The organism is Bradyrhizobium australafricanum (genome assembly GCF_020329495.1).
GTDB lineage: Bacteria > Pseudomonadota > Alphaproteobacteria > Rhizobiales > Xanthobacteraceae > Bradyrhizobium > Bradyrhizobium australafricanum.
Genome location: NZ_JAGKJL010000036.1, coordinates 47,573 through 61,290, shown reverse-complemented (window position 1 = coordinate 61,290; position 13,718 = coordinate 47,573). Strand labels below are relative to the sequence as shown.

The following is a 13,718-nucleotide window of genomic DNA, read 5'->3' as shown; positions in this document are numbered from 1 at the left end:
CATTTCCGGTGCGACTTGAAGGCTCCTGGATCATCGCTCCCTCACTTACAGGACCCGCACCCGGTCGGCAAACCCTCGATACATCGTAGAGCGATATTATTTCTATCGTAGGCCGATATGATTCGACGAAAGGTGACATTGACTAAATATGCCGGTGGGGAATTGTAGCTGTGACAGGCTGCTCCATCGCAGCCGGCGCATCGTGCCGCCGATCGATCCGATCAGGCGACGAGTGAGCATGCGCGCCAACAATCAATATAATTGGAGGATACTGAGCGATGAGCACCAAGGATTTTCGGCCGGGCAGCGCCCCGAACGTTTCGCGCCGCACTTTGCTGCAAGCCGGCGCGGGCCTGATCGGCGGCACCGTGCTGCCGGCCTCGATCGCATCGCGGGCATTCGCCGAGGACCACCCGGCGATCGGAACCTATCCCGCGGGCACGTCGGGCTCTTCGGCGTTCATCGGCATCTCGGTCCCGCGCACCGGCACCTATGCGGTGCAGGGCGAGGATGAACTCAAGGGCTATCAGCTCGCGATCGAGCACATCAACAGCGGTCACGAGCTGATCAAGAAGATCTCGCCGAAGACCAGCAAGGGCGTGCTCGGCAAGGAGCTGAAGTTCGGCGTCGCGGATTCCGCGGCGAAGCCGAACGAAGCCGTGCAGGCGCAGCAGCGCTTCATCTCCGAGAACAAGGCGGTGATGATCACCGGCGGCACGTCGAGCGCGGTCGCGGTGGCGCTGAACAAGCTGGCGCAGCGCGAGAAGGTGATCTTCGTCTGCGGCATTTCCGGCTCCAACGACACCACCGGCAAGGATTGCGTGCGCTACGGCTTCCGCCAGAACTTCTTCGGCCAGACCGCCGCGGCGGCGATCGCGCCGGTGCTGATCAAGCAGTTCGGCAAGAACAAGAAGGCCGCCTACCTGACGCCGGACTACACCTACGGCCACACCGTCACCAAGTCGATGCAGGACTACCTCGCCCAGGCGGGCTGGACCACCGTCACCAACCAGGTCTCGCCGCTCGGCGCGCCGGACTATTCGTCCTATCTGCTCAACGTCGCGAATTCCGGCGCCGACGTGCTGATCAACGTCAACTGGGGTCACGATGCCGTGCTGTCGACGCAGCAGGCCAAGCAGTTCGGCGTGCTCGACAAGATGAAGCTCGTGGTGCCCTACCAGGTGCCGTTCATCGCCCGCGAGACCGGCGGCCTGATGCAGGGCGTCTACGCCGCGACCGACTATTGGTGGACCATCGAGGACAAGTATCCGCTGGCCAAGATGTTCAACGAGGCCTTCGAGAAGAAGTACGGATACAAGCCGGAATGGGGCGCCGAGAACGCCTATGTCAGCTTCGCGCACTGGGCGCGCATGGTCGAGGAAGCCGGCAGCTTCTATCCGCCCGACGTCATCAAGGCCTATGAGAAGGGCGAGACACTGCCTTCGCTGGTCGGCGACGTCCACTATCGCCCCGAGGATCACCAGTGCGTCCGCCCCGTCGTCATCGTCCGCGGCAAGATGGAAAAGGAGATGAAGAACAAGGAGGACTATTACGAGGTGATCGAGATCGTGCCCGGCGACGGCTTGATGCAGAAACCGGATGCGTTCGGCTGCCATCTCGGCGACTACACCTGATTAACGTGGGAAGACTCGACGCCGTGGGCGGGGTGACCCGGCCCGCGGCGCCGCTTTTCTCGGAATGCATCCTCCATCGACCGGGCCAGATAAAACGGCTGAGTGAACGCGCGCCATGATCAACTGGCCAAATTTCGTCTCGCAACTTTTCAACGGACTGGCGCTCGGCGCGCTGCTGGCGCTGATCAGCTCCGGATTGACGATCATCTACGGCACGCTCGGGGTGCTCAACCTCGCCCACGGCGCCATGTTCATGATCGGCGGCTACGCCGGATATGTGGCCTATTCCTACACCGGCTCGTTCATTCTCGCTGTGATCGCGGGCTCGCTGTTCGTGATGGTGCTCGGGATTGCGATGGAGCGGATCATCATCCGCCACTTCTACCACCGCCCGCATGAGGACCAGCTGCTGGTCACGTTCGGCCTCGGCATCTGCTTCGTCGAGATCGTGCGGTTGATCTTCACCAGCCAGTCGCAGGTGGTGCCGCCGCCGGCGCTGCTGCAGGGCATCACCTCGCTCGGCTTCCTGTTCTACCCGACCTACCGGCTCGCGGTGGTCGGCATCGTCGCGGTCGCGCTCGGCGCGCTGTTCCTGATCCTGTACCGCACCCGGCTCGGCATGATCGTGCGCGCCGGCATCGAGGATTCGGTGATGGTCGATTCGCTCGGCATCAACGTCTACCGCGTCTTCATGATCGTGTTCGGCATCGGCGCGATGGCCGCAGGCTTCGCCGGCATCATCAACGCGCCGGTGGTGTCGCTGACGCCGGGTGTCGGCGACGACATCCTGGTCGAGACCTTCGTGGTGGTGGTGATCGGCGGCGTCGGCTCGTTTCCCGGCGCCATCCTCGGCGGACTGATCGCCGGCGAGATCATCAGCATCACCTCGATGTTCAACCCCGGTTACGCCTACGTCATGCTGTTCGCGGCGATGACGCTCGTGCTGGTGCTCAGACCGCATGGCCTGCTCGGCACGCAGGGCCGCGAATGACGACGGATATTTAGATGCTTAAACAGCGCCCATACCTGATCGAATTCCTGACCGCCGCCGGACTGATCGTCGCGCCCTTCGTGCTGCCGTGGCTCGGCTTCGCGCCCAACACGGTGAACCGGATCCTGGTCTGGGGCCTGTTCGGCCTCGGCTTCGACATCCTATTCGGCTTCACCGGCCTGCTGTCGTTCGGCCAGTCGGCCTTCTACGGCACCGGGGGCTTCGTCGCGGCCTATCTGCTGACGCGCGCCGGCTTTCCCTACGTCGTGCTCGCGCTCGTCATCGGCATGATCGCGGCCGCCGCTACCGGCTATCTGATCGGCCTGATCGCACTGCGCCGCACCGGCATCTATTTCGCAATGATCACGGTGGCGATCGCCGAGGTGTTCTTCTTCGTCGAGTTCAATCCGCTGTCGGACTTCACCGGCGGCGAGAACGGGCTGCCGGGCGTGCCGACCCCGAGCTTCAATCTCGGCTTCACCACGCTGCACTTCACCACCGGCTGGTCGCTCTACCAGTTCCTGGCGCTGTGCTACTTCATCGGCGTCGTGATCGCGCTGCGCATCGTGCGCTCGCCGGTCGGCGCCGTGTTCAGCGCGATCCGCGACAATCCGCTGCGCGCCACCGCAGTCGGCCACAACATCCACGGCTACAAGCTGACCGCCTTCGTGATCGCCGCCGCCTATGCCGGCTTTGCCGGCGGGCTGCTCGGCGTGCTGCAGGCCTTCATGCCACCCGACGCGTTCACCTTCGATACGTCGGGCCAGCTCGTGATGCAGACCGCGATCGGCGGCCGCGGCACGCTGTTCGGGCCGCTGGTCGGCGCCGCGGTGTGGCTGTCGCTGCAGGACTTCCTGCAGGCGGCGCTCGGGCTTGGCGCGGCCTGGAAGCTGGTGCTCGGCATCGTGTTCGTGCTGCTGGTGTGCTTCCTGCGCCGCGGCATCATCGGCGGCCTCGCCGACCTGTACCGCCTCCTGACCGGACAGCGCGGCGCCAAGGAGCCGGAGGAGAGCGCACCCGAGGTCGTCGCCGTGGCAAGCGAGCGGCACGCCACGGCGCCCGCCGCGCCGAAGCCGGCGGCGGCTCGTGCCGGCGGCAATCCGTCCGGACCGATCCTCCAGGCCCGCGGCCTGACCAAGCGCTATGGCGGCCTGCTCGCCAACAGCGACATCGACTTCACCGTCAATCACGGTGAGCTGCGCGGCATCATCGGCCCGAACGGCGCCGGCAAGTCGACCTTCTTCAAGATGCTGACCTGCGAGGTGCACCCGACGTCGGGCACCATCCTGTTCGAGGGCCGCGACATCACCGGCATGAACGTCACCGACGTCTGTCAGCTCGGCCTGACCAAGAGCTACCAGGTCAACCAGCTGTTCGCCGGGTTGACGGTGCGCGAGAATCTGGTGATCGCGGCGCTGTCGGCGCTGCGCGGCAAGTTCAAGCTCGACCTGTTCCGCAGCATCGACAGCATCCCCGGCCTGACCGAGCGCGTGCAGCAGACACTCGAGCTGGTCAATCTGACCTCGAGGCCCGATACGCCGGTGTCCGAGCTCGCCTATGGCGAGAAGCGGCGGCTGGAGATCGGGCTGGCGCTGGCGACGTCGCCGAGCCTGCTGCTGCTGGACGAGCCGCTGGCCGGCATGAGCCCGCGCGAACGCGTCGAGACCGTCAAGCTATTGAAGTCGATCAGCCAGGGCCGCACCATGATCATCATCGATCACGACATGGATGCGCTGTTCGAGCTCGCCGAGCGCGTCACCGTGCTGCAGGAGGGCCGCGTGCTGGTCGAGGGAACGCCGGAAGAGATCAAGACCAATTCGACCGTCCAGGAGGCCTATCTTGGCGGCGTGCATGGAGTGCTCGCTGCATGAGCCTGCTCGAGGTCAACGGACTGAACAGCTATTACGGGGATTCCCACATCCTGTTCGACGTCTCGATGCGCGTCGAGCGCAACGAGGTGGTGGCGCTGCTCGGGCGCAACGGCGCCGGCAAGAGCACGGCGCTGAAGAGCCTGATGGGCGTCGTGACCCCGCGCCGCGGCTCGGTGATGTTCGACGGCGTCGAGATCTCCGGCAGGAAGAGCCACAAGATCGCGCAGGCCGGCATGCAGCTGGTCCATGAGGAGCGCCGCATCTTCGGCAGCCTGAGCGTCGAGGAGAACCTCGTGATCGCCGGCCTGACCGCCTCGCAGCGCTGGCCGCTCGACCGCATCTACGAGATGTTCCCGCGGCTGCGCGAGCGGCGCGGCAACCGCGGCACCGACCTGTCGGGCGGCGAGCAGCAGATGCTGGCGATCGCGCGCGCCTTGGTGCGCGATCCCAAGATCATCCTGCTCGACGAGCCGTTCGAGGGCCTGGCGCCGGTGATCGTGCGCGACCTGATGAAGGCGTGCCGCGACCTCGCCGAGGCCGGACAGACCATCGTGCTGGTGGAGCAGAACCTCGCCGCGACGCTCGCGCTGGCGCAGCGCATCTACATCATCAACAACGGGCACATCGTCCATGAAGGGCCGGCGCAGGAGATCAAGGCGCAGCCCGATGTCCTGCAGCGCTATCTCGGGGTTTAGGGCGCGTCACTTTCTCCGCCGTCATTGCGAGCCAACGGGTCGCGCGAACGCGCGCCCGATGACAGGCTCCGCGAAGCAATCCATCGGTCCGCATGCGCGGATGGATGGATTGCTTCGTCGCTACAGCGCAAAATTGCTTTGCAAATTTTGTCGCGAGCTCCTCGCAATGACGAACTCGATATTGCGCATGGCCTCTCGGGATAGGGATTACGGCATTCCCGCGTCGGACCGGGCCACCCGCTCACCCACGCAGCGCCGCGATCATCCGCCTGGCGTGATCGGCGAGCACATCCATCTCCGCCTTGACGGTCTGCGCCGGCAGCAGCGCGATGCCGGCCTTCACCGGCATCACATGCATGTGCAGGTGAAACACCACCTGGCCGCTGGCGGGCTCGCTGAACTGCTGGATGATGATGCCGTCGGCGGCAAACGCCTTCATCGCGGCGACGGCGATGCGCTTGGCCGACCGCGCCACCGCGGCGAGGTCGGCTTCGGCGATGTCGAGGATGCCGCGCGCGGGTGCCTTCGGAATCACCAGGGTATGTCCCGGCGATCGCGGCATGATGTCGAGAAAGGCAAAGGTCCGATCGGTCTCGTAGACCTTGAAGCTCGGGACCTCGCCGCGCAGGATCCTGGCGAAGATGTTCTGGTCGTCATAGCCCGTCATGGTCGCGCGTTCCGGATCGCTAGGTTCAGATTCTGACCGTGCGCGCCGGCCGCACGGGGCGCAAGCGATATCGACGCCGCATCGACCATCGGCTAACAACGCGCGATGAGCGAACCCGCAGGACATGGCCAGACCGTCGAGAGCATCAGGCGCAGCCTCACCGCCCGCCTCAAGGCGGCCGGCCACGACGCCGCCGAGCTCGATGCGCGACTGCTGGTCGGCGCCGCGCTGGGGCTCGATCTGACCGGCATGATCACGGGCGCGAAGCGCGCGCTGACGAGGGACGAAGCCGATCGCCTCGAGCACCTCGCGCAGCGCCGCCTCGCCGGCGAACCGATCGCGCGCATCCTCGGCGTCAAGGAGTTCTGGGGACTGCCGCTGCACCTGTCCGCCGCGACGCTGGTGCCGCGCCCGGACACCGAGACGGTGGTCGAGCGCGCACTCGAACTGCTGCGCGCCGACGGGGTGGCCGAGCGCGCCTTGCGGATCGCCGATCTCGGCACCGGTTCTGGCGCGATCCTGCTGGCGCTGCTCTCGGAACTGCCGAACGCGCATGGCTTCGCCACCGACATCTCGGCGGAGGCGCTGCAGACCGCAAGCCGCAACGCCACCGCGCTCGGATTCGCCGATCGCACGACATGGATCGAGTGCGACTACGGCCGCGGGCTCGTCGGCGCGTTCGAGCTGATCGTGTCCAATCCGCCGTACATCCCCTCGGCCGACGTCGCCGGACTCGACATCGAGGTGCGCGCGCATGATCCGCGCACGGCGCTCGACGGCGGTGCCGACGGGCTCGACGCCTACCGCGCGCTGATTTCGCAATCTGCGGGTCTTTTGACCTCAGGAGGATTTCTGGTTGTGGAAGTCGGACAGGGGCAGAGCGGCGACGTTGAAGCGCTGATGACGGCATCCGGGTTATCCCTAACGGGGCCGCCAAAGGCCGATCTGGGGGGCATCCCGAGGGCCGTTTCCGCCCGCCGGCTGCCCCGATAAAGTCCTATTGGAACGAAAAAAAACCTCTTGGATTATCCCCCGGGAACGACTACGTTCCGGGCACAACATCGGTGCTGGCCCCGTAATCCGTTACGGGTGATGACCAGGGTTCAGCAGAGCCCGCCGATCGAAAGGTTCCAGGAACGCAGGTCATATAGAGCGCAATAGCCGAAGCTGTGCTGCTCTCGACCGCCAAGCGAACGAAAGCCTGTTATTGCGCTTGAAGACTTACGCACGAGAACTGAGCCTGTCTCAACGGGCGGAATGATTTGGTCGCTGGCGCGATTGCCGGCGGTTGGGGAACGCGTCTTTGCTGCACGCGACTTTGCTGAACGAGATGGTCGGCGACATCGAAACCACTTCGAACGGTATTGCGATTCCGTGTGCCTAGGCGCGCGCCGAATCGGACTCTGGGAATCGGACTTCTGAGAAATCGGACTGCTGAGAAATCGGACTGTGGACTGCAATAACTTCAGGGCTGGAATAAAAGGCGACAGATGAGAAACGGTCAGAACAACAAGCGGATGCGCAACCGGAATAACAACAACAATAACAACAATAACCGGCGCGGCCAGAATCCCCTGACACGGGTGTACGAATCGAACGGACCTGACATCAAGATCCGCGGCACGGCCTCCCACGTGGCCGAGAAATACGTTCAGCTTGCGCGCGATGCGCGCTCCTCCGGCGATCCGGTGGCCGCTGAAAACTACTACCAGCACGCCGAGCACTACTACCGGATCATCGCCGCCGCGCAGGAGCAGTTCCGGCAGAATCAGCAGCCGCCGCGCCCCGACGCCGAGGTCACCCCGACCGAAGACGGCGACGACGACAGCGACGGCTATTCGAGCTTCGGCCAGGAGCCGGGCTTCGTGCCGCAGCAGCAGCAACCTTTCATGCGCGACAACGGCCAGCAGCCGTACCAGCGCGAGCAGCAGCAGCCGCGCGAGCATCGCGAGCGCGACCAGCAGCCGCGTGAGCACCGCGAGCGCGAACATCGTCCGCAGCCGCAATATCAGCCGCAACCGCAGAACCAGCCGCAGCCCGCGATGGCCGATGCCGGCGGCGTCGATCGCCTGCCCTCGTTCATCACCGGCGGCGCGCAGCCACAGGTCAACGGCGCCTATGAAGGCAATAATGGCGGCGCAGAACGCGGCGAACGGAGCGAGCGCTTTCCGCGCCGCCGCCGCCGTCCGCACGGCCCGCGCCCCGACATGGCGACGCAGCCCGCGCCGAGCGACGACTTCAATCCGGGCAACGAGTAACGCACGTATGCAGCCACCCTCCCCCCTCCGGGGAGCAGGGCTATCGCATATGAGCTCGGTCGCTCCACAAACTCGTCATGCCCGGGCTTGTCCCGGGCATCCACGTCTTTGTTTCCGGGCGAAGAAAGACGTGGATGGCCGGGACAAGCCCGGCCATGACGGCGCGGACAAATCCATTTCCTCTCATATGCGATAGCCCTGCTCCGGGGAGGGTGAAATTTCACGACTCTGCGTGAGTCGATTTGCGCGTCGCCGTCGAGGACGGCACCAGCACCGGACGCAATGACGGGATCAGCTGCGTGCGCTCGCGGCGCGCGGGGATCGCGCGATAGACCTGCTTGGTCGCCTCCACGATGTGCACGCCGGCGAACGGCATCGACAGCGCCGCGCCGACCCGCTCCCACGCCATCGCCGAGCGCAGGAACCAGCTGCCCTGCACCGGCGGCATGAACAACGCCTCGCCCCACGACGACGGCGTGAACCAGGTCTGCCGCAACAGCTGCGTGATCTGCGCCCGCGAATAGGGCCGACCATGGCCGAACGGCGTGGCGTCGGTGCGCGTCCAGACGCCGCGGCGATTCGGGATGATCGCGATCAGCCGCCCCGAGGGCGAGAGCACCCGCCACACCTCGCGCAGCAGCCGCTCCGGGTCATCGGACATCTCCAGCGCGTGCACCAGCAGCACGCGGTCGACCGCGGCATCCGGCAGCGGCATCGAGAATTCGTCGATCAGGGTGGCCAGCGCCGGCCGGCCGGTCGGCCATTTCAGCACGCCCTGGGCCGCCGGCATGAAGGCGATGCAGCGTTCGCAGGACTCACGGAACAGACCGAGATAGGGGGTCGGATAGCCGAGGCCGAGCACGCGCTGGCCTTCCGCATTCGGCCACCGCGCGCGGATACCCCGGTTGATCAGCTGCCGCGCCACGATGCCGAGGCGCTGCGAATAGAAGTCGCGCAGGTCGATGACGTCCATGGTTTAGCCTAACACGCCCCCTGCTGCCCAGGTGCGCCGAAAATTGCATTGCCGCCGGAGCGTTAACGCCATATTTCACCCCTATATTGGGCGCGTTAAAAGCATGACCCGGGAAAGTCGATACCGGTCTTTCGAATACATCATGCTTTGAAATGTCCGTCCCGTTTGTTCGTGGAGATATCATGACCGCCGAAATTCGCACCTTCAGCTGCCTCACCGACAATTTCGGGTATTTGATCCACGATCCCGCGACCAAGGCGACCGCGTCGATCGACGCGCCGGAAGCCGGCCCGATCATCAAGGCGCTGGAGCGCGAAGGCTGGACGCTGACCGATATCCTGATCACCCATCACCATGGCGACCATGTCGGCGGCGTCGCCGAGCTGAAGCAGAAATATGGCTGCCGCGTCGTCGCCCCGCACGACCAGTCGGCCAAGATCGCCAATGTCGATCTGCGCGCCGCCAATGCCGATGTCATCAAGGTCGGCAGCCTGCTCGCACGCGTGGTCGAGACGCCCGGCCATACGCTCGATCACATCTCCTATGTGTTCGACGGCGAGAAGGCGGTGTTCGCCGCCGACACGCTGTTCTCGATCGGCTGCGGCCGGGTGTTCGAAGGCACCTATCCGATGATGTGGGATTCGCTGCTGAAGCTGCGCTCGCTGCCGGACGATTTCCGTCTCTATTGCGGCCATGAATACACCGCGGCGAATGTGAAGTTCGCGCTCACCATCGAGCCCGACAATCCGGCCCTGCAGAAGCGGGCCGAAGAGGTCACAAAACTGCGCGCCGAGAACCAGCCGACGATCCCCGTGCTGCTCGGCGACGAGAAGAAGGCCAACGTGTTCCTGCGCGCCGACGAGCCCGCGGTGGCGGCGAAGCTGCACATGAAGGGCGCCGATCCGGCGCTGGTGTTCGGCGAGCTCCGCGAGCGCAAGAACAAGTCGTGATGGCAGACCTCTCGGCGGCCGATATCATCGCGCAGCTTGCGCTGAAGCCGCATCCCGAAGGCGGACATTATCGCGAGACGTTTCGCGACGAGCGCGTCGACGCCAATGGCCGCGCGCATTCGACCGCGATCTATTTCCTGCTCGCGCGCGGCGAGCGCTCGCGTTGGCACCGCATCGACGCGGTCGAGATGTGGCACTATTACGCCGGCGCGCCGCTGACATTGCGGATCGCGCAGGACGGCGGCCCACATTCGATCACGCTCGGGCCGGATGTGGCGCGCGGCGAGCAGCCGCAGGCGATCGTGCCGGCAGACGCATGGCAGGCCGCCGAAAGCAGCGGCGACTGGACGCTGGTCGGCTGCACCGTCGCGCCGGGATTCGAGTTCGCGAAGTTCGAGCTGGCGCCAAAGGGCTGGGAGCCGGCTTCGTAAGAGCTCTTGTAGCTTCGTAGGATGGGTAGAGCGCAGCGAAACCCATCATCTCGCCGCGTGGACCAAAGGCGATGGGTTTCGCTGCGCTCTACCCATCCTACGTTCTTTTTCTCAGCACCATGTCCTTGGCCGCGATCAACCCGCCGCCGGCGATCAGGATCGCGGCGATGGCGATGTTGGCACTCGGCTTGGCAAACCCCGCTGCTATCAGGAACGCGGTCGAGAGCAGCGGCGTGGCATAGGAAGCGGCACCGAGCACGCGGATGTCGCCGCGCTTCATGCCGATATCCCAGGCGAAGAACGCGGCCCCCACCGGACCGATGCCGAGCGCGACGACGGCAAGCCACTGCAGCGGCGTCGCGGGCCACACCGTCGTCTCCACCATCATGTGCACGAGCGCCGCAAGCACGGCGGTCGCGAGGCAGAAGCCGGCCACCGCATCGGTCGGCACCGCCTTGAGCCGGCGCGACATCACCGAATAGGACGCCCAGACGAACGCCGCGACGAAGGCGGCCGCGAAGCCTGGAATCTGCTCTTTCGTGAAGGCGCCGGTGTTGCCGGCGAACAGCAGCACGGTGCCGGCGAGGCCAAGCAGCGCGCCGACGATGTGATGCACCGCGAGCCGCTCGCCCGGCAGCAGCGACGAGAACAGCACGATCAACAGCGGCCAGAGATAATTGAGCAGGCCGGCCTCAGCCGGCGGGGCGAAGCGCAGCGCCAGGAAATACAGCGCGTGATAGCCGAACAGCCCGCCGACGCCGACGACCCACGCGACAAGCGGTTGCTTCAACGCGCCGAAGGCTGATGGGCGCAACAGGAAGCTCGCGAACGCGACCGCGGCGCCGATCGCAAAGGTCATGGCCGCGAGCTGGAACGCCGGGATAGCCCCGGTCGCGACCGTCATGACCGACAGCAGCGACCACATCAGGATGGCGGTCAGCCCGACAAGGGTGGCAGTTCGGGTCGTCATCTCAATTCAATCCGTCGTGGCCGGCATGACTGTCCAAAGGATGGCGGTCTGCAGCCGCTCGCCGATGTCCCGGCCGGCCACGTCTTCCTTCGCGTGTGTTGCGTTGTAAAGACGAAAATGCCCGGCACAAGGCCGGGCATTCGCTACTTGATTGTGCGCGCCTGCGACGCGGCGACGCTGCTCGCGTCAGGCGTGATACTGGCCGCCGTTGACGGTCAGCGTCGAGCCGGTGATGAAGCCGGCATCGTCGGCGGCGAGGAAGACCACGGCCCGCGCGATCTCCTCGGGTTCGCCGAGCCGGGCGACCGGAATCTGCGGGATCACGTTCTTCTCGAGCACGTCCTTCGGCACCGCCTGCACCATCTCGGTATTGATATAGCCGGGGCAGATCACGTTGACGGTGATGCCGCCCTTGGCGTTCTCCAGCGCCAGCGCCTTGGTGAAGCCGATGTCGCCGGCCTTGGCCGCCGAGTAGTTGACCTGGCCGAACTGGCCCTTCTGGCCGTTGATGGAGGAGATCGAGATGACGCGGCCGAACTTGCGGGCGCGCATGCCCTCGATCACCTGGCGCGTCATGTTGAACAGCGAGCCGAGGTTGGTGTTGATCACGGCATTCCACTGCTCGACCGTCATCTTGTGGAACGCGGTATCCTTGGTGATGCCGGCATTGTTGACGAGCACGTCGACCGGGCCGAGATCGGCCTCGACCTGCTTGACGCCGGCCGCGCAGGCGTCGAACGAGGCGACGTCCCACTTGTAGACCGGAATCCCGCTCTCCGCCTTGAACTTCTCCGCCGCGGCGTCATTGCCGGCGTAGCTCGCCGCCACCTTGTAGCCCGCCGCTTTCAGCGCCTTGCTGATCGCAGCTCCAATACCGCGCGTTCCGCCCGTCACCAATGCAACACGTGCCATGTCCGTTTCCTCCTTGGCCGTCTTTTATAACCGGATAACTCCGGCCTACGCACTCACAACCCCTCGAAACAAAAATGCCCGGCGCAAAGCCGGGCATCTTATTTATCAGCTCGCTTCGCGGTTGACAGATGATCTTTTCATCACCTAACCGGCCTCGCTGCCTTTTGTTCAGTCGCGTGCAACGCACATAGCGATGCCCATGCCGCCGCCGATGCACAGCGTCGCGAGGCCCTTCTTGGCATCGCGCTTCTGCATCTCGTGCAGCAGCGTCACCAGCACGCGCGCACCCGACGCGCCGACCGGATGGCCGATCGCGATCGCGCCACCATTGACGTTGACCTTGGCCGGATCCCAGCCGAGGTCCTTGTTCACCGCACAGGCCTGCGCCGCGAACGCCTCGTTGGCCTCGATCAGATCGAGGTCGGCGATGTTCCAGCCGGCCTTCTTCAGCGCGGCGCGCGAGGCGGGGATCGGGCCGGTGCCCATGATCTTGGGGTCGACGCCGGCCTGGCCCCACGACACGATGCGGGCCAGCACCTTCTTGCCCTGCTTGGCGGCTTCCTGGGCGGTCATCAGCACGACGGCGGCGGCGCCGTCATTGATGCCCGAGGCGTTGCCGGCGGTCACGGTACCGTCCTTCTCGAACGCCGCGCGGAGCTTGGCCATCGCGTCGAGCGTGGCGCCATGGCGCGGATACTCGTCGGTGTCGACCACGATATCGCCCTTGCGGGACTTGATGGTGACCGGGACGATCTCGTCCTTGAACTTGCCGGCCTTCTGCGCCGCCTCGGCCTTGTTCTGCGACCCGACCGCGAACTCATCCTGCTGCGAGCGGGTGATCTGGTACTGCTTGGCGACGTTCTCGGCGGTGTTGCCCATGTGGTAGCCGTTGAAGGCATCCCACAGCCCGTCCTTGATCATGGTGTCGATCAGCTCGAGGCCGCCCATCTTGACGCCGCCGCGCAGGTATTGGGCGTGCGGGGCCATGCTCATGGATTCCTGGCCGCCGGCGACGACGATCGAGGAATCACCGTTGAGCAGCGCCTGGTAGCCGAGCGCCACCGTGCGCAGGCCGGAGCCGCAGAGCTGGTTGACGCCCCAGGCCGGGCTTTCCACCGGGATGCCGGCCGCGATCGAGGCCTGGCGGGCCGGGTTCTGGCCCTGCGCGGCGGTGAGGATCTGGCCCATGATGACTTCGGAGACCTGACCGCCCTCGACGCCGGCACGCTCCAGCGCCGCCTTGATGGCGATGGCCCCGAGGTCATGGGCCGGCGTGGTGGCGAAAGCGCCGTTGAAGCTACCGACGGGGGTGCGGGCGGCGCTGACGATGACGACATCGTCTGACATGGACATCTCCTATGGTTGT

General features: G+C 65.4%; 13 protein-coding genes. 8 read left to right on the top strand and 5 right to left on the bottom strand.

The genetic code is table 11. The annotated features are described in order from the left end of the window. The first annotated feature begins 278 nt into the window (after positions 1–278). The 4 genes from J6525_RS28120 to J6525_RS28105 all read left to right on the top strand — a co-directional run bounded on the left by J6525_RS28120 (position 279) and on the right by J6525_RS28105 (position 5,191). Complete coding sequence (locus J6525_RS28120) at positions 279–1,634, top strand: substrate-binding protein (RefSeq protein WP_225647088.1); 1,356 nt, start codon at positions 279–281, stop codon at positions 1,632–1,634. 115 nt (positions 1,635–1,749) lie between these two features. Next, a complete protein-coding gene (locus J6525_RS28115; protein ID WP_092083102.1) occupies positions 1,750–2,625 on the top strand; it encodes a branched-chain amino acid ABC transporter permease in 876 nt (291 codons plus the stop codon). A gap of 14 nt (positions 2,626–2,639) precedes the next feature. Then, a complete protein-coding gene (locus tag J6525_RS28110) occupies positions 2,640–4,496 on the top strand; it encodes a branched-chain amino acid ABC transporter ATP-binding protein/permease (protein WP_225647087.1) in 1,857 nt (618 codons plus the stop codon). After that, positions 4,493–5,191 carry an ABC transporter ATP-binding protein gene (locus tag J6525_RS28105; RefSeq protein WP_225647086.1) on the top strand — a complete coding sequence of 233 codons (699 nt, stop codon included), beginning with the start codon at positions 4,493–4,495 and terminating at the stop codon, positions 5,189–5,191. The genes J6525_RS28110 and J6525_RS28105 overlap by 4 nt, the downstream gene beginning before the upstream one ends. A 241-nt stretch (positions 5,192–5,432) precedes the next feature. Here the strand turns inward: J6525_RS28105 and J6525_RS28100 are convergent, their stop codons facing one another. Beyond that, complete coding sequence (locus J6525_RS28100; RefSeq protein ID WP_225647085.1) at positions 5,433–5,858, bottom strand: HIT domain-containing protein; 426 nt, start codon at positions 5,856–5,858, stop codon at positions 5,433–5,435. A 105-nt stretch (positions 5,859–5,963) separates the two neighbouring features. Between J6525_RS28100 and prmC the strand changes: the two genes are divergently transcribed. Beyond that, the gene (gene prmC / locus J6525_RS28095) at positions 5,964–6,851 is read left to right on the top strand and encodes a peptide chain release factor N(5)-glutamine methyltransferase (protein ID WP_225647084.1); all 888 of its coding nucleotides are present in this window, start codon (positions 5,964–5,966) and stop codon (positions 6,849–6,851) included. Positions 6,852–7,348: 497 nt separating this feature from the next. After that, positions 7,349–8,116, top strand: a complete 768-nt coding sequence (locus tag J6525_RS28090; RefSeq protein WP_225647083.1) for a DUF4167 domain-containing protein — start codon at positions 7,349–7,351, stop codon at positions 8,114–8,116. A gap of 220 nt (positions 8,117–8,336) precedes the next feature. On the opposite strand, the gene J6525_RS28085 is transcribed toward J6525_RS28090, so the two are convergent. Then, positions 8,337–9,089, bottom strand: coding sequence for a class I SAM-dependent methyltransferase (locus tag J6525_RS28085; RefSeq protein ID WP_028343579.1), 753 nt, complete (start codon positions 9,087–9,089; stop codon positions 8,337–8,339). A 182-nt stretch (positions 9,090–9,271) separates the two neighbouring features. Here J6525_RS28085 and gloB point away from each other — a divergent pair, with 182 nt between their 5' ends. Both gloB and J6525_RS28075 read left to right on the top strand, forming a co-directional pair. Continuing rightward, entirely contained in the window at positions 9,272–10,039 is a 768-nt protein-coding gene (gene gloB / locus J6525_RS28080; protein WP_225647082.1) for a hydroxyacylglutathione hydrolase, read from the top strand. After that, on the top strand, positions 10,039–10,470 hold the full coding sequence (locus tag J6525_RS28075; protein ID WP_225647081.1) for a cupin domain-containing protein: 432 nt from the start codon (positions 10,039–10,041) through the stop codon (positions 10,468–10,470). The genes gloB and J6525_RS28075 overlap by 1 nt, the downstream gene beginning before the upstream one ends. A 97-nt stretch (positions 10,471–10,567) precedes the next feature. On the opposite strand, the gene yddG is transcribed toward J6525_RS28075, so the two are convergent. The 3 genes from yddG to J6525_RS28060 form a co-directional block, all read right to left on the bottom strand. Continuing rightward, positions 10,568–11,440, bottom strand: coding sequence for an aromatic amino acid exporter YddG (gene yddG, locus J6525_RS28070; RefSeq protein WP_092083093.1), 873 nt, complete (start codon positions 11,438–11,440; stop codon positions 10,568–10,570). A gap of 186 nt (positions 11,441–11,626) precedes the next feature. Continuing rightward, complete coding sequence (gene phbB, locus J6525_RS28065; RefSeq protein ID WP_016841131.1) at positions 11,627–12,352, bottom strand: acetoacetyl-CoA reductase; 726 nt, start codon at positions 12,350–12,352, stop codon at positions 11,627–11,629. A 168-nt stretch (positions 12,353–12,520) separates the two neighbouring features. Further along, on the bottom strand, positions 12,521–13,699 hold the full coding sequence (locus J6525_RS28060; protein ID WP_225647080.1) for an acetyl-CoA C-acetyltransferase: 1,179 nt from the start codon (positions 13,697–13,699) through the stop codon (positions 12,521–12,523). Between the last annotated feature and the right edge of the window lie 19 nt (positions 13,700–13,718).